The 15,403-nt window shown below is 75.8% G+C and carries 16 protein-coding genes; 7 read left to right on the top strand and 9 right to left on the bottom strand.

From position 1 onward, the window contains the following. From EAO77_RS23860 to EAO77_RS23830, 7 genes are all read left to right on the top strand, one after another. Positions 1–279 (top strand): ADP-ribosylglycohydrolase family protein (locus EAO77_RS23860; RefSeq protein WP_187283384.1); only part of this gene is annotated, 279 nt, incomplete at its 5' end. Then, positions 276–1,454 carry an ADP-ribosylglycohydrolase family protein gene (locus tag EAO77_RS23855; RefSeq protein WP_147990339.1) on the top strand — a complete coding sequence of 393 codons (1,179 nt, stop codon included), beginning with the start codon at positions 276–278 and terminating at the stop codon, positions 1,452–1,454. The genes EAO77_RS23860 and EAO77_RS23855, both read left to right, overlap by 4 nt. 554 nt (positions 1,455–2,008) lie before the next feature. After that, on the top strand, positions 2,009–3,202 hold the full coding sequence (locus tag EAO77_RS23850; protein WP_147990338.1) for an ADP-ribosylglycohydrolase family protein: 1,194 nt from the start codon (positions 2,009–2,011) through the stop codon (positions 3,200–3,202). 53 nt (positions 3,203–3,255) lie between these two features. Continuing rightward, positions 3,256–4,848 (top strand): ADP-ribosylglycohydrolase family protein, encoded by a 1,593-nt coding sequence (locus EAO77_RS23845; protein ID WP_410088722.1) that lies wholly within the window; start codon positions 3,256–3,258, stop codon positions 4,846–4,848. Further along, a complete protein-coding gene (rbsK, locus tag EAO77_RS23840) occupies positions 4,845–5,732 on the top strand; it encodes a ribokinase (protein ID WP_147990337.1) in 888 nt (295 codons plus the stop codon). The genes EAO77_RS23845 and rbsK overlap by 4 nt, the downstream gene beginning before the upstream one ends. Continuing rightward, entirely contained in the window at positions 5,729–6,943 is a 1,215-nt protein-coding gene (locus EAO77_RS23835) for a CaiB/BaiF CoA transferase family protein (RefSeq protein ID WP_147990336.1), read from the top strand. The genes rbsK and EAO77_RS23835 overlap by 4 nt, the downstream gene beginning before the upstream one ends. Beyond that, positions 6,940–7,740 (top strand): HpcH/HpaI aldolase/citrate lyase family protein, encoded by an 801-nt coding sequence (locus EAO77_RS23830; RefSeq protein WP_147990335.1) that lies wholly within the window; start codon positions 6,940–6,942, stop codon positions 7,738–7,740. Before EAO77_RS23835 ends, EAO77_RS23830 begins: the two co-directional genes overlap by 4 nt. Before the next feature lie 120 nt (positions 7,741–7,860). On the opposite strand, the gene lgt is transcribed toward EAO77_RS23830, so the two are convergent. The 9 genes from lgt to EAO77_RS23785 form a co-directional block, all read right to left on the bottom strand. After that, positions 7,861–8,847, bottom strand: coding sequence for a prolipoprotein diacylglyceryl transferase (gene lgt, locus EAO77_RS23825; RefSeq protein ID WP_147990334.1), 987 nt, complete (start codon positions 8,845–8,847; stop codon positions 7,861–7,863). Positions 8,848–8,953: 106 nt separating this feature from the next. Further along, positions 8,954–9,802, bottom strand: a complete 849-nt coding sequence (locus EAO77_RS23820) for a thioredoxin domain-containing protein (protein ID WP_147990333.1) — start codon at positions 9,800–9,802, stop codon at positions 8,954–8,956. A gap of 64 nt (positions 9,803–9,866) precedes the next feature. Continuing rightward, on the bottom strand, positions 9,867–10,682 hold the full coding sequence (gene trpA / locus EAO77_RS23815; RefSeq protein WP_147990332.1) for a tryptophan synthase subunit alpha: 816 nt from the start codon (positions 10,680–10,682) through the stop codon (positions 9,867–9,869). After that, positions 10,679–11,971, bottom strand: a complete 1,293-nt coding sequence (gene trpB, locus EAO77_RS23810) for a tryptophan synthase subunit beta (protein WP_147990331.1) — start codon at positions 11,969–11,971, stop codon at positions 10,679–10,681. The genes trpA and trpB overlap by 4 nt, the downstream gene beginning before the upstream one ends. A 274-nt stretch (positions 11,972–12,245) precedes the next feature. Continuing rightward, entirely contained in the window at positions 12,246–12,485 is a 240-nt protein-coding gene (gene trpM / locus EAO77_RS41060) for a tryptophan biosynthesis modulator TrpM (protein WP_147990991.1), read from the bottom strand. A 49-nt stretch (positions 12,486–12,534) separates the two neighbouring features. Then, on the bottom strand, positions 12,535–13,344 hold the full coding sequence (trpC, locus tag EAO77_RS23800) for an indole-3-glycerol phosphate synthase TrpC (RefSeq protein WP_147990330.1): 810 nt from the start codon (positions 13,342–13,344) through the stop codon (positions 12,535–12,537). A 113-nt stretch (positions 13,345–13,457) separates the two neighbouring features. Beyond that, positions 13,458–13,874 carry a DUF2752 domain-containing protein gene (locus tag EAO77_RS23795; RefSeq protein ID WP_147990329.1) on the bottom strand — a complete coding sequence of 139 codons (417 nt, stop codon included), beginning with the start codon at positions 13,872–13,874 and terminating at the stop codon, positions 13,458–13,460. Positions 13,875–14,350: 476 nt separating this feature from the next. Next, complete coding sequence (locus EAO77_RS23790; RefSeq protein WP_147990328.1) at positions 14,351–14,605, bottom strand: HGxxPAAW family protein; 255 nt, start codon at positions 14,603–14,605, stop codon at positions 14,351–14,353. Between the two features lie 130 nt (positions 14,606–14,735). Next, positions 14,736–15,389, bottom strand: coding sequence for a TIGR02234 family membrane protein (locus EAO77_RS23785; protein ID WP_147990327.1), 654 nt, complete (start codon positions 15,387–15,389; stop codon positions 14,736–14,738). Positions 15,390–15,403 lie beyond the last annotated feature (14 nt).

Genomic DNA, 15,403 nt, shown 5'->3' with positions numbered 1-15,403 from the left:
CTGGCGCCCGAGGCCGTGGGGCTCGCGTTCGGCGCGTTCGCGGCGGCACGAGGCGACTTCCGCCTCTCGGTGCTGACGGCCGTCAACATGGGCCGGGACGCCGACACCACCGCGGCCGTCGCCGGCGCGCTCGCCGGAGCGGTCCGGGGCGCGGGCGCGATCCCGCCCGAGTGGGCCGGCGCGATCGGCCCGGTACGCGGCAGCTGCCTGCCCTCGATGCGCGGCCGGCACGTCCTCGACGTGGCCGCGCTCCTGACCCCGCAGACGCAGACCTCATGACCGCCCCCGCAGCCGGCCGCCCCGGGACCGCCGTCCGCACCGGCCCGCCCCGCGGGGCGGTGGTGCGTCCGCTCGAAGGGCTGCTGCTCGGGCTCGCCGCCGGGGACGCCGCGGGCTGGCCCGCCGCACGTCACCGGGCGGCCCGGATGCCGGAGTGGACCCGCCGGCTCACCCGCGAGCTCGACACCTTCGCCGAGCAGAACGCCACCACCACGCTCCCGGTGCCGATCGCGCTGAACCAGCCGCCGGAGCCGCTGCGTCTCGGGCCGTCCGACGACGCCGAGTGGGCCGCCTTCGCGGCCGGGATCGTGCTCACCTCGCGCGGGGAAGACTTCCGCGGGCTGCCGCCCGCCCGCCGGATCCGGGCGGCCGTCGACCTCGCGTGGAACGCGCTCGCGAGCCAGGTGGCGGCGGCCGCCGCCCGGGCGCCGGAGGTCGAGTCCGCCGTACTGCCGCTGCGGGCCCGGATCTCCGTGCGCGCCGGACTCGGCAACCTGGCCACCGGCCTGCGGCCGCCCGCGACCGGGCACGACAATCCGCACTACTTCGACGACGCCGCCTGTGTGCGGGCCGCCGTCCTCGCCGTCGTGCACCCGGGCGACCCGGACGCGGCGGCCGGACTCGCCGAGTTCGACGCCCGCTACACGCAGGACGGCGACGGCGTGCACGGGGCCCGCGCGATGGCCGCCGCCGTCGCCGCGGCCCTCGGCGGAGGGGACGTCGACACCGCCGTGGCGGCCGCGCTCGGGCAGCTGCCCGAGTCCACCGAGATCGGCCGCAACGCCCGCCACGCGCTCGCCCTCGCCCGTGACGCCGACTGCGCCTTCGATCTGGTGCCCCTGCTGGAGCACCAGATCGTCGACCACGTCTACAGCTACGGCATCGCCGCCGCCGAGACCGTGCCGGTGGCGCTCGCCGTGACCGTCGCCGCCCGGGGCCGCGTGGCCGAGGCCGTGCCCACGGCGGCGTGCCTCTCGCGGGTGGCCGACTCGGCACCCGCGCTGGCCGGGGCGCTGACGGGCGTACTGGGCGGCGGCGACCGCGTGCCCGCCGGCTGGCGCAACGCCTGCCGCGTCCTTGCCGGCTGTGCTCTCCCCCACCTCGCCGGCACCGACCTCGTCGACCTCGCCGCACTGCTCACCGCCACGGGCGGGGACGGGGAGCCCCTCCCGTAGCCCACGCCCGGGCCGTCGCCCGGCCAGGGGGGCGGCCCCGGGAGCCGGCCCGGAGGGTGCGGTCGACCTCTGCCCGGAGCGCCCCGGCAGGAGCCGGGCCCGGGAACCGGCAGCCCATCCGTGGAGCGCCCGGCCGCCCGGGGGCGGCCTCGCCGGCGGACAGTCCTTCGACGGCCCGGCCACCCCCTCGTGCGGGCAACCCGCGGCTGGGACGCCGTCGGCACGGCAGGCCCCGGCGAGCCCGGCGAGACCCCGACAGCCGAACCGCCGGCCGGAGCAGGCCCGTGCGGGACCGTGCCGCGTCCGGGGCGCCGCGCCCGCACACGGCGCACCCGCGGTCGCGGTCGGCACCCACCCACGGGCAGCGCACCCCCGGGCCGTGCGCAGCGCACCCGACCTCCCGCGCGCCCCCGCCGGGGCACCGCCCGCGTGTGGCGTACCCCCGGCGGGCAGGAGTCCGCACGGTGGACGGTCGGGGGCGCCGTGGAGGGACAGCGGCCGAATCCCCGTCCGAGGTGCGCCGCACACGACGGAGCAAGGGGGACAATCCGGGCATGACGACAGCGACGGCGAACGCGGCCACTCCATCGGCGACCCCCAACTCCCTCTCTCTCGACGACAGGTTCACGGGCAGCCTGGTCGGAGCCGCCGTGGGCGACGCGCTCGGCGGACCGGTCGAGGGCTACACGCCGGAGCAGATCGTCGAGCGCCACGGCGGCCGCGTCGAGGGCATCGTCGGCCCCTGGAACGGCGACGCGTGGCGCACCGCGCGCCCGATCGCCCCGTACCACAAGGGCAACGGCCACATCACCGACGACACCCTCCTCACCCACGCGCTGGTGCGCGTCTACGCGGCCGTCCGCGACCACCTGGACGCCTATGCCGTCGCCGACCATCTCGTGCCCGACCTGATCACCACCCCCCGATGGATCCCCGAACTGGAGGCGGAGGCCCTTCCCCTCCAGCGGATCTTCCTGGCCGAGAAGTGGATGGTGCACCGCCTGCACTACGGCCACAACGACCCCCGTGAGGCCGGGGTCGGAAACATCGTCAACTGCGGAGCGGCGATGTACATGGCGCCGGTCGGCCTGGTCAACGCCGCCTGCCCGGAGGCCGCCTACCAGGAGGCGCTCGACATCGCGGGGGCGCACCAGTCCTCCTACGGACGGGAGGCGGCGGGCGTCTTCGCGGCCGCCGTCGCCGCGGCGGCCTCGCCGGGCGCGACCCCGGCGGCCGTCGTGGAGACGGCGCTCGCGCTGGCCAAGGACGGCACCCAGGCCGCGATCGAGGCCGTCGCGGAGACCGCCGTCCGCCACACGGACGCCGAGTCGGCGCTCGCGCCGCTGCGCGCGGCGGTGGCGCCCTTCGACACGGTCGGCCCCGACTACCGCACCCCCTCGCTGGGCGCCCGGCGGCCCTCACGGCTGCACTCCATCGAGGAACTGCCCATCGCCCTGGGCATGCTGCTGGTCGGCGCGGGCGACTTCCGGCGGACCGTGCTCGCCTGCGTCAACTACGGGCGGGACTGCGACTCGATCGCCACGATGGCGGGCGCGCTGGTGGGCGCGATGCACGGCCGGGCTGCGGTGCCCGGCGACTGGGCGGACCAGGTGGCCCGGGCCAGCCGGGTCGACCTGTGCGCCCCCGCGGCGGAACTCGTGGCGGTGGCCCGCGAGATCCACGCGCGCGACCTGGCGCGCCGCCGCGCCCACGAGGCGGCGTTCGCCGCACTGGCGGACGCCCGGTGACCGCCACCCTGCGCCTGACCTGGGTCCAGCCCGAGGACCTCGTCGGGCACGAGCTGCGGCAGGCGGACGAGGACGGGCGCGACGCGTCCGCGATCCGCGACCGCTGGCTGGCGGCGGGCGGCGCCCCCGCGCCCGTGCGGGCGGGCGCGTCCGGCGAGCCGGCGCCGCCCCGCCTGCGTGCGCTCGCGGAGCGGCTCCTCGACGAACTCGCCGCGCTCCCCTCCCCCTTGGCCGCCGACGAGCCGGTGGACTGGCCGTCGATCGTGGCGGCCTGCCCGGCCCTGGGGCACCGGCCCGCCGCCGGCCCCGGACCGGTGCACCGCGGAGCCCCCGGGCCGCACCGCGCGCTCGCGTCCGGACCCGCCGGCGAGGCCGCGCGGCCCCACGGGCCGGCCCCGGACCGTACCCCGCCCCGCGCGGCGGACGGGGTCGCGGCGGGCGAGGACGCCTCGCGCGCCGCCCGGCACGGGCAGGCACCCCCGACCGCGGACGGGGTCGCGGCGGGCGAGGACGCCTCGCGCGCCGCCCGGCACGGGCAGGCGTCCGGGGCCGAGCACGGCCAGGACGCACCCCACGCCCCCCGTACCGCGCCCGGTGAGGACGCCCTGCACGCCGCGTGGCTCGGGCGGGCCGCCGGCTGTCTGCTGGGCAAGCCGGTGGAGAAGCTGCCGCTGGACGCCATCCGGGCCCTGGCCCGGGCGACCGGCAACTGGCCGCTCGCCGACTGGTTCACCGCCCGCGGGGTGCCCGCCGAACTGGCCGCCGCCCATCCCTGGAACCGGCGCAGCGCGGCCACCAGCCTGGCCGAGAACATCGACGGCATGCCGGAGGACGACGACCTCAACTACCCGCTGCTCGGGCTGGTGCTGCTGCGGCGTCACGGCCGGCGTTTCACCACCGCCGACGTCGGCGCGCTCTGGCTGGACGAACTGCCCGCCGGGCGGACCTTCACCGCCGAACGCGTCGCCTACCGCAATCTGCTGTGCGGGGTCGAGCCACCGCACACGGCCGTCCGGCGCAATCCGTTCCGGGAGTGGATCGGCGCCGCGATCCGGGCCGACGTGCACGGCTGGACCAACCCCGGGGCCCCGGCCACGGCCGCGGCGCAGGCCTTCCGCGACGCCGCGCTGAGCCACACCGCGAACGGCGCCTACAGCGCCATGTTCGTCGCCGCCACCGTGGCCGCGGCGGCCGGCGGCGCGGCCGGGGTGCACGAGGCGCTGGCCGCCGGGCTCGCGGTGGTGCCGCCCCGCTCGCGGCTGGCCGGGGCCGTCCGGTTCGGCATCGCCGCCGCCCGCGAGGAGGTGGACTTCGACCGGGCCGTCGACCGGATCCACCACGCCTACGGCGCACTGCACTGGGTGCACTCCGTCCCCAACGCCGCGCTGCTCGCGGCCGCGCTGACCCACGCGGACGGCGACTTCGCGGGATCCGTCTGCCGCGCGGTGTCGGGCGGTCTGGACACCGACTCCAACGGCGCCACCGCCGGATCGGTCGCCGGGCTGCTGGCCGGCAGCCCCGACGCCCTGCCCGCACGCTGGACGACGCCGCTGAAGAACCGGCTCGCCACGTCCGTCGCCGGCTTCGACGGCGTCGGATTCGACACCCTCGCCCGTCTGACCGTGGAGGAGGCACTGCGCCCATGACCGGCATCGTGGTGCTCGGCAGCACCAACATGGACCTCGTCGCCTATGTGGCGCGGCCCCCCGGACGCGGGGAGACCGTCACCGGAAGGGAGTTCACCACCGTCCCCGGCGGCAAGGGAGCCAACCAGGCCCTCGCCGCCGCCCGCGCGGGCGGTGACGTCACCATGATCGGGGCCGTCGGGGCGGACGAGTTCGGCGACCGGCTGCGGCACACCCTGGTCGCCTCCGGGGTCGACACCGACCTGCTGCGCACGGCCGACGGCCCGTCCGGCACCGCGCACATCGTCGTCGACGACGACGGCGGGAACTCGATCGTCGTCGTCCCCGGCGCGAACGGCACCGTCACCTCGCTCGCACCGGGCGACGAGGCCGTCATCGCCGCGGCCGACCTGCTGCTCCTCCAGCTCGAACTGCCCCTCACCGCCGTGCTCGACGGCGCCCTGGCCGGACGCAGGCACGGGGTGCGCACCGTGCTCACCCCCTCCCCGGTGCAGCCGCTTCAGCCGGAACTGCTCGCCGCGGTCGACCTGCTGGTCCCCAACGAACACGAGGCCGCCGAACTCACCGGCCTCGGCGACCCCCACGAGGCCGCCGCCGCCCTGCTGCGCAGGGTGCCCGAGGTCGTCATCACCCTCGGCTCCGCGGGCGTCCTCCACGCGGCCCGGGACGCCGCCCCGCTCGCCGTGCCCGCCCCGCAGGTCACCGCCGTCGACACCACCGCCGCCGGTGACACCTTCGTCGGCGCGCTCGCCGTCGCCCTCGGTGAAGGGCGGCCCGTGGAGCAGGCCCTCGTCTGGGCGTGCGCCGCCGCAGCCCTGTCCGTCCAACGCCCGGGAGCGTCCACTTCCATGCCGTACCGCCCCGAGATCGACTCCGCGTCATGACCCCGCCGAGCGCCGCTTCGAGCGGTGCGCCGCCGCTGGAGGGCCTGCGCGTCCTCGACCTGGCCACCCTGTTCGCCGGCCCGATGTGCGCCACGCTGCTCGGCGACTACGGGGCCGAGGTCGTCAAGGTCGAGCACCCGACCCGGCCCGACCCCTCCCGCGGGCACGGGCCCGCCAAGGACGGCGTCGGCCTGTGGTGGAAGGTCCTCGGCCGCAACAAGCGCACCATCACGCTGGACCTCTCCACCCCCGGCGGCCGGGAGACCCTGCTGCGTCTGGCGGCCACGGCGGACGTGGTCGTCGAGAACTTCCGCCCCGGCACCCTGGAGCGGTGGGGGCTCGGCTGGGAGGAGCTCGGCGCGGCCAACCCGCGGCTCGTCCTGGCCCGTGTCACCGGCTTCGGGCAGTTCGGCCCCTACTCCCACCGGCCCGGCTTCGGGACGCTCGCGGAGGCGATGAGCGGTTTCGCGGCGGCGACCGGGGAGCCCGAGGGGCCGCCCACGCTGCCGCCGTTCGGTCTCGCCGACTCCGTCGCCGCGCTCGCCACCGCCTACGCCGTGATGACCGCGCTCGCCGCCCGCACCGTCACCGGCCGCGGCCAGGTCGTCGACCTGGCGATCATCGAGCCGATCCTGGCCGTGCTCGGCCCGCAGGCGCTCTGGTACGACCAGCTCGGTTATGTGCAGCCCCGCACCGGCAACCGCTCACGGAACAACGCGCCCCGCAACATCTACCGCACGGCGGACGGCGGCTGGGTGGCCGTCTCCACGTCCGCCCAGTCCGTCGCCGAGCGGGTGATGCACCTGGTCGGCCGGCCGGAGCTGGTCGACGAGGACTGGTTCGCCACCGGCAGCGGCCGGGCCGACCACGCCGACGAGCTCGACGGGGCCGTCGGGAGCTGGATCGCGCGGCAGAGCTGCACCGACGCGATCGCCGCCTTCGAGAAGGCCGAGGCGGCCATCGCGCCCGTCTACGACATCCGTGACGTCTACGCCGACCCCCAGTACCAGGCTCTGGGGACGATCACCGAGGTTCCCGACCCCGAGCTCGGCCCGCTGCGCATGCAGAACGTCCTCTTCCGGCTCTCCGAGACGCCCGGGGCGATCCGCTGGGCCGGGCGTCCGCACGGCGCGGACACCGACGAGGTGCTGGCCGAACTCGGGCTCTCCCCCGCCGACATCACCGCGCTGCGCACGGAAGGAGCGCTATGACCATCCCGCTGACCTGGCTGTACGCCCCGGGAGACCGTCCCGAGGTGGTGCACAAGGCCATCGCCGCCCGCCCGGACGTCGTCATCGTCGACCTCGAGGACGCGGTGGCCGGACACCGCAAGGAGTACGCCCTCGCGGCCACGGCGGAGCTGCTGTCGCAGCACCTGCCGCTCCCCGTCCATGTGCGGATCGACTCCCCCCGGGACGTCGCGACGCTGGCCGGGCTGCCCGGTCTGGCCGCGCTGCGCCTGCCCAAGGTGGCCTATGCCACCGATGTCCAGCGGATCGCCGCCGAGGCCCCGGGCGTCCCGCTGTACGCGCTGCTGGAGTCGGCGCTGGCGGTGGAGCACGCCTACGCCATCGCCACCGCCCACGAGGCTCTGCGCGGCATCGCGCTCGGGGAGTCCGACCTGCGGGCGGACCTGGGAGTGCGCGGCGACACGGGACTGGACTGGCCGCGCACCCGCATCGTGGTCGCGGCGCGCGCGGCGGGGCTCGCGCCGCCCGCGCAGTCCGTCTTCCCCGACATCGTCGACCTGGACGGACTGCACGCGTCCTGCGCGCACGGCCGCTCGATCGGCTTCCTCGGCCGGGCGGCCATCCACCCCCGCCAGCTGCCGGTGATCGAACGCGCCTACCGGCCGACGCCCGAGGAGATCGACGCGGCGGAGGAGATCGTCAAGGCGGCGGCGTCGGACACGGGGGCGATGGCCCTTCCGGACGGCCGCTTCGTGGACGCGGCGGTCGTCGCGGCGGCGGAGCGCACCCTCGCGATCGCGGCCCGCGAGATCCCCTGACGACAGCGCCCGGCCCGTCGACGGAGGGCCCCGCACATGAGAGGACCGCCACGGGCAGCTGCCCGTGGCGGTCCTCTCATGTGCGGGGCCCGGCGCCGGACCTGGGTGGGCGCCGGGTCTCTAGCCCTTGCCTCCGGCCGGCTTCGCGCGGGCGTCGGCGGACGTGTCCTCGGCGGAGGTGTCGTCCGGCTCCGCGTCGGCGTCCCCGTCGGTGGCCTCCGCGCCGGCGTCGGCCGTGCCCTCGGCCTTGTCCTCGTCCGCGTCCCCGTCGGAGGAGGACTTCGTCAGGGTGACGGCGGCCGGTTCGACGGTCTCCTCGCGGCCCGGGCGCAGCCGGGACGAGATCACGATGTAGGCGACGGCGAGGACGAAGACCAGGATCGACGTCCACACGTTCAGCCGGAGGCCGAGGACGTGGTGCGCCTCGTCGACCCGCATGTACTCGATCCAGCCGCGGCCCGCGCAGTACGCGGCGACGTACAGGGCGAAGGCCCGGCCGTGGCCCAGCGTGAAGCGGCGGTCGGCCCAGATCACGAGGAGGGCGACGCCGATGCACCACAGCGACTCGTAGAGGAACGTCGGGTGGTAGTAGCCGGCCTCGCGGTTTGCGCCCTCGGTGATCTCGACGGCCCACGGCAGGTCGGTCGCCTTGCCGTACAGCTCCTGGTTGAACCAGTTGCCCCAGCGGCCGATCGCCTGCGCGAGGGCGATCGCCGGCGCGAGGGCGTCCGCCCAGGCGGGCAGCGGGATGCCCCGGCGACGGCAGCCGATCCAGGCGCCGACCGCGCCGAGTGCGATGGCGCCCCAGATACCGAGGCCGCCCTCCCAGATCTTGAAGGCGTCGACCCAGTTCTCACCGTCGCTGAAGTACAGCTGGTAGTCGGTGATCACGTGGTAGAGCCGGCCGCCGACCAGGCCGAAGGGCACGGCCCACACGGCGATGTCGGCCACCGTGCCGGCCTTGCCGCCCCTGGCGACCCAGCGCTTGTTGCCGAACCAGACGGCGACGAAGACGCCGATGATGATGCAGAAGGCATAGCCGCGCAGCGGGAGCGGTCCGAGGTGGATCACTCCGGTCGACGGGCTCGGGATGTAAGCGATGTCCATGGCAGCACTGACGCTACCCTGCCGGGCGGGGCGTGCGGCAACCCACCCGGCAACGTCTGCATAACGAGGGCCCCGGCACCGCGCATCGCCTCACGGGCCCCGCGCGTCAGGACGCCGGGGTGTCCGCGGGGGCGCTGCCGGCGGGCGAGGGCTGCCGCGTGCCGGGCTGCTTGCCCTTGTTGGCCTCCTCCACCCACTTCTTGAAGTTGGGCACCGAGATCTGCTCCTCGCCCTTGGTGGGGAAGATCGACTCACCGTTGAGCAGCACCGTCGGCGTGCCGCGGAAGCCGCCGTTCTGGAAGGCGGTGTTGGACTTCTCGACCCAGCTGTCGTGCGTGCCGTCGTTGACGCAGGTGCGGAAGGCGGGGGTGTCGAGGCCCTCGACCTTCCCGGCGAGCTCGATCAGCTTGCCGTTGTCGGCGAAGGCGTCGTCCGGCTCCGGGGGCTGGTTCATGTAGAGCACGTCGTGGTACTCGGCGAACTTGCCGGCGTCCTGGGCGCAGGCCGCCGCGTTCGCCGCGCGCAGGGAGCCGCTGCCGCCCATGTTGCCGTCGATGATGGTGGCGAGGTGGTACTCGACCTTGATCTTCCCGGCCGCGACGAGGTCGTGGACGGTCGAGCGCAGCGCGTTCTCGAACTGGGCGCAGGCGGGGCAGCGGAAGTCCTCCCACACGGTCAGGGTGGAGGGCGCGTCGCTCGCTCCGACGGGGATGGCGAGCTGCTCCTCCCCCTGCACGCCGCTGGGTGCGCTGAGGGGACCGGCCTCCGACGAGCCGTCCTCGTCCTTGCCGCTGTTCGCGGCGACGAGGCCGACGACGGCGGCCAGACCGAGGACGCCGACCACGGCGGACGCCACGATCAAGGTCCTGCGGCGCCGCTCACGGGCCTTGTCCAACTGCCGTTCCCGCTGGATCCGCTCGCGGGCGGTCCGCTTCCGTTCTTGGTTGTCGCTCACACCACCGCAAACGAACCGGGGAGGCGTCTGCACGCCTCCCCGGTCCCGTTTCCACCCGTTCGAGCTACGCGGTGCCGCGTACGCCCCGGGCGAGATCGCCCGCCAGTTCCCGTACGGCCGCGACGGCCGCGGTGTCGTCGTCCGCCTCGAGCATGCGCTTGACGAACGCGGAGCCGACGATCACCCCGTCCGCGAAGGCGGCCACCTCGGCGGCCTGGGCGGGGTCGGAGACCCCGAGGCCCACGCAGACCGGGAGGTCGGTGGTGGCGCGGGTGCGCCGCACCAGGTCCTCCGCCTGGGCGCCGACGGACGCCCGGGTGCCGGTGACGCCCATCAGGGAGGCGGCGTACACGAAGCCGCTGCCGGCCGCCGTGATGGTGGCGAGCCGCGCGTCCTTGCTGCTGGGGGCGACGACGAAGACGGTGGCCAGACCGTGCTTCTCGGCGTGCTCCCGCCACGGGCCGGACTCCTGGACCGGCAGGTCGGGCAGGATGCACCCGGCGCCGCCGGCTTCGGCGAGTTCGGCGGTGAACCGCTCGACGCCGTACCGGTCGATCGGGTTCCAGTAGGTCATCACCAGGACCGGCTTGCCGGTCGCCGCGTGCGCCTCGCGCACCGTGCGCATCACGTCGGCGATGCGCACACCGCCGCGCAGGGCGATGTCGTCGGCGGTCTGGATCACCGGCCCGTCGAGGACGGGGTCGCTGTGCGGCAGCCCGACCTCGACGACGTCGGCGCCGCCGTCGAAGGCGGCCTTGACCGCCTCGATGCCGGTGTCGACGTTCGGGAAGCCCGCCGGGAGGTAGGCGATGAGCGCGGCCCGGTTCTCCTCGCGGGCCGCGGCGAGGGTGGTGTTCAGCAGGTCGAGATTGCCGCTCACGAGGCGTCCCCCTGGATCTCGGCGGCGCCGTTGTCCGCCGAGGCGTCGGCCTCGACCCGGGCGTCGGTGTCGTAGAGCCCGAAGTAACGGGCGGCGGTGTCCATGTCCTTGTCGCCGCGGCCGGACAGGTTGACCACGATCAGCCCGTCCTTGCCGAGTTCCCTGCCGACCTCCAGCGCACCGGCCAGCGCGTGCGCCGACTCGATGGCCGGGATGATGCCCTCGGTGCGCGAGAGCAGGCGCAGTGCCTGCATCGCGTCGTCGTCGGTGACCGCGCGGTACTCGCCGCGACCCGAGTCCTTGAGGTAGGAGTGCTCGGGGCCGATGCCCGGGTAGTCGAGGCCGGCGGAGATCGAGTAGGGCTCCGTGATCTGGCCCTCGTCGTCCTGGAGCACGTAGGACCGGGAGCCGTGCAGGATGCCCGGTTCGCCCGCGGTCAGGGTGGCCGCGTGCTCACCGGTGCCGATGCCGTGGCCCGCGGGCTCGCAGCCGATCAGGCGGACGCCGGTGTCGGGGATGAAGGCGTGGAAGAGGCCGATGGCGTTCGACCCGCCGCCGACGCAGGCGACGGCGGCGTCGGGGAGCCGTCCGGCCCGCTCCAGCAGCTGGCGCCTGGCCTCGACGCCGATGACCCGGTGGAAGTCGCGCACCATGGCGGGGAAGGGGTGGGGGCCCGCGACCGTGCCGAAGAGGTAGTGGGTGCGGTCCACGTTGGCGACCCAGTCGCGGAACGCCTCGTTGATGGCGTCCTTGAGGGTGCGGCTGCCGGACTTCACGGCGACGACCTCGGCGCCCAGCATGCGCATCCGGGCGACGTTGAGCGCCTGGCGCTGCGTGTCGATCTCGCCCATGTAGATGGTGCATTCGAGACCGAACAGCGCGCAGGCGGTGGCGGTGGCGACACCGTGCTGGCCCGCGCCCGTCTCGGCGATGACGCGGGTCTTGCCCATGCGCCGGGTGAGCAGCGCCTGGCCCAGCACGTTGTTGATCTTGTGCGAGCCGGTGTGGTTCAGGTCCTCGCGCTTGAGGAAGACGCGTGCGCCGCCGGCGTGCTCCGCGAAGCGGGGCACCTCCGTGAGGGCGCTGGGGCGGCCGGTGTAGTCGGCGAGCAGCTCGCCGAGTTCGGCGACGAACTCCGGATCGGCCTTGGCCTTCTCGTACTCGACGGCGACCTCGTCGACGGCGGCGACGAGTGCCTCGGGGATGAACTTGCCGCCGAAGGCTCCGAAGTAGCCCTCGGGGCTGGGGACATGACCGTCGGGGTCGGGAATGAAGAAGTCGCTGGACATGGCGACGGAACTCCTCGTATCCGGGCGGGTGTGCCGCTCCGGGACGTGTCGGGTGATGGGTACGGGTGCGTCGCGCCCGCGGCCGGAGCCCGCCGCGCCCGCGCCCTTCCCGTACGGAGGCTACGCCGCCGCCCCGCTGCCCCCGTTCACCGGCGCGGCCGGTCGCCGTGGCGGGGCCACGTGCCGTCCGGGATGCCGGTGCCGGCGGCCGGTCGGGCCGCCGGGTCGTGCGGGGACGCCGCGTGCACGCGGCGGGGTGCCGGGCCGGGCCCGGTCAGGAAAGGAGCCGGGGCGGGGTGGGGACCCCGCTCCGCACGGCCTGTCGGCAGGCCTCGGGCGCGCGGCGCCATCGCATGCCGTTGACCTGGCCCGGTTCGTCGCCGATCACGTACCGCACGCGCCGGCCGTGGACCCGGCGTGCCGGTGCGCGGCAGCCCCGCGGACGGCAGCCGCGGGCCAGCCGGGCGTAGGCGTCGCCGGGCGCCGCGGGCACACCGGCCCGGCCCGGGCACACGCCCTGGGCGGGTCGGCGGAGGCGGCGGCGTGCGGCGGTCACGGAGGGGTCAGCTCCGCCCGTGGCGCAGTGCCGGGTGGGCGCCGGCGGCGACCAGGTCGGCCACGGCCGACTTGGGGTCACGGCCGGTGACGAGGGATTCGCCCACGAGCACGGCGTCGGCGCCGGCGTTCGCGTAGGCGATCAGGTCGTGGGGGCCGCGCACACCGGACTCGGCGATCTTGACGATGTGCGACGGGATCTCGGGGGCCACGCGCTCGAAGGTGGACCGGTCGACCTTGAGGGTCTTGAGGTTGCGCGCGTTCACGCCGATGATCCTCGCTCCGGCGTCGACGGCGCGCTCGACCTCGTCCTCGTCGTGGACCTCGACGAGAGGGGTGAGCCCGATGGACTCGGCGCGCTCGATCAGCGAGACCAGCGCCTCCTGCTCCAGTCCGGCGACGATCAGCAGCACCACGTCGGCCCCGTAGGCGCGGGCCTCCCAGAGCTGGTACGCGGTGACGATGAAGTCCTTGCGCAGCACGGGGACGTCGACCCGGGCGCGGACGGCCTCGAGGTCGGCGAGGGAGCCGCCGAAGCGGCGCTGCTCGGTCAGCACGGAGATGACCGCCGCGCCGCCCGCCTCGTAGTCCGCGGCCAGTGCGGCCGGGTCGGCGATGGCGGCGAGGGCGCCCTTGGACGGGCTGGAGCGCTTCACCTCGCAGATCACCTTGACGCCGTCACCGCGCAGTGCGGCGACCCCGTCCTTGGCGGCGGGGGCCTTGGCGGCGCGCTCCTTGAGCTCGTCGAGGCTGACACGCGCCTGCCGCTCTGCCAGGTCGGCGCGCACACCTTCGATGATCTCGTCGAGCACACTCACGCGAGCGGCCCCCTTCCGGGACGGTGACAGTTCGGGATCAGCCACCTCGATGGTATCCGCACCGGGGCCGAGGCCTCGCATCCGGATGGCCGCCGTCCCACCAGCTGGGACTCTTATGGAGCGAGCGCGGCCCCGAACGGCAGGTTCCGCACCACCGCGAAGATCACCAGGAGGGCGCTGACGGTCCAGCCCGCGACGGGGGCGACGCGCAGGCGGAACGGCCTGCCACGGACGGCGTGAACCAGCCACATCACCCACACCACGGCGAAGACGAGATAGCCGGCGACCGCGGCGGCGTTGGCACCCAGCGCGGTCGGCAGGTCACCGTGGATGAAGGCGTGCGCGCTGCGCAGCCCGCCGCAGCCGGGGCAGAGCACGCCGGTGATGCCGTACAGCGGGCAGACGGGGTAGTGGCCGGGTTCGTTGGGGTCGACGCTCCCGACGTACGCGAAGGCGGCCGCGACGCCCGCGAACGTGGCCAGCGGCCCGACGAGCCGCCGCGCCGTCGTCGGCGGAGCGGCGACGCGCACGGCAAGCCCGCCGCCCGGCGCCCACCCGCCGTGCCCGGGGTGCGCGGGCTCGTGGGACGCTCCCGCGGCCGGATGCCGGCCCGATGTGCCGGGCGGGGCCGGTTCGACCGCTCCCGCGGCCGGGTGCGCGCCGGACGCCGGGGGCTCGTGGACAGCACCCGCGGCCGAGTGCCCACCCGTCGCACGGGTCGTGTCGCCCGCACCCGGCGGGGCCGGTTCGACCGCTCCCGCGCCCGAGGGCCCGCCCGATGCGCCGGGCGACGGGGGCTCGGGGAGCGCGCCGGTCGCGGAGCGTTCGCCGGCCGCCGTGCCGGACACGGCGCGTGCGGGGACCGCCCCGGCCACGGGACGCCCGCCGGGCAGCTGCGGGACCGCTCCGGGCGCGCGGGGCACGCCGCCCGCGCCCGGCGGGGAGGTGTCGTGCGCGTCACGCGGGGGCCGGGCTGCGCCGCCGTCGTGGTCACACGGTCACCGCGTCAGGCCGAGGCGCTCTCCCGCGCGGCGGCGCGGGCGCGCGCCTCGACGACGGCCTCCGGCTCCTTCGGCGTGCCCATGCCCGCGACCTTCATCGCTCCACCGACGACCCCGCCGAGCAGGATGAGGGCCGAACCGGCCCAGAAACCGACCGGGTTGTTCGCGACCATGAAGACGCCTGCGACACAGAAGCCGATGAAGGCGATGATGACGCCGGTCCAGGCGGCCGGGGTGTGTCCGTGGCTGCTGCCCGCCATGAGTGTGCTCCTCGTTTCTGGTGCGCTGTCGTGAGCTGATGCCCTCGGGCCGCTGAGGCCCGGTGCTCGTGGGTCGGGCCGGGGGCCCGGTGTCATTGTCCCGTACGCCGGCACGGCGGATGAGCTGGGGTCACCCTTCGCGCGTCGGGTCCTCGCCGCGGTCCAGTGCCTTCCACAGATCCTCGGGGCGGTCGGGATCCACCGCGGCGGCCCGCCGGGGGCGGGGGGTGCCGTCGCGCTCGTAGCGGCCCGACATGGTGGGCCAGAGCCTGCCGTACCGCAGTGCCAGCACGCCGGCCAGCAGGATCAGCAGTCCGCCGGCGGCCGTGACGTAGGGCCAGGCGGTGTGGGTGAGCGCGTCGACCGCAGCGGCCGCGTCACCCGTGGTGCGGGCGGCCTTCGCGTCGAGGGCTTCGGTGTCGGAGGCGCCGAGCAGCGCGGCGGCCGTCGCGCCGGCGCCGCTGAGCGCCAGCAGGCCGGAGACGAGCAGCCGGCCGCCGCGGCGGGCCGCGAGGACCGCCACGAGCGCGGCGAGGCCGACGATGGCCAGGGCGGTCGGGACGCCGGTGACGTCGCCGCCCTTGGCGTCCAGCGCGACGGTCCCGCCGCCGACGGACGCGGTGCCCTCGGCCCAGGTCCGGCCGGCGGCGAGCAGGACGACGGTGGCGCCGACGGCGCCGAGGAGCAGCGCCGCGGCGAGACTGCGGCGGCTGCCGCTCGCCGCCGCAGGGGTGGCGGCCGAGGCTCGGGGCTGGGGTACGGGAACAGCACTCACCTGCCCCACTATCCCCTACCGGT

It is taken from the genome of Streptomyces sp. T39 (genome assembly GCF_008042045.1).
In the GTDB taxonomy this organism is placed as follows: domain Bacteria; phylum Actinomycetota; class Actinomycetes; order Streptomycetales; family Streptomycetaceae; genus Streptomyces.
Note: the sequence above shows the minus strand (reverse complement) of the source record. Positions and strands in the feature narration are given on the sequence as shown.

Coding starts and splice junctions, on each gene's coding strand:
- rbsK (WP_147990337.1), top strand. CDS start 4,845: ATGACCGGCATCGTGGTGCTCGGCAGCACCAACATGGACCTCGTCGCC.
- lgt (WP_147990334.1), bottom strand. CDS start 8,847: ATGGACATCGCTTACATCCCGAGCCCGTCGACCGGAGTGATCCACCTC.
- EAO77_RS23855 (WP_147990339.1), top strand. CDS start 276: ATGACCGCCCCCGCAGCCGGCCGCCCCGGGACCGCCGTCCGCACCGGC.
- EAO77_RS23850 (WP_147990338.1), top strand. CDS start 2,009: ATGACGACAGCGACGGCGAACGCGGCCACTCCATCGGCGACCCCCAAC.
- EAO77_RS23835 (WP_147990336.1), top strand. CDS start 5,729: ATGACCCCGCCGAGCGCCGCTTCGAGCGGTGCGCCGCCGCTGGAGGGC.
- EAO77_RS23830 (WP_147990335.1), top strand. CDS start 6,940: ATGACCATCCCGCTGACCTGGCTGTACGCCCCGGGAGACCGTCCCGAG.
- EAO77_RS23790 (WP_147990328.1), bottom strand. CDS start 14,605: ATGGCGGGCAGCAGCCACGGACACACCCCGGCCGCCTGGACCGGCGTC.
- trpB (WP_147990331.1), bottom strand. CDS start 11,971: ATGTCCAGCGACTTCTTCATTCCCGACCCCGACGGTCATGTCCCCAGC.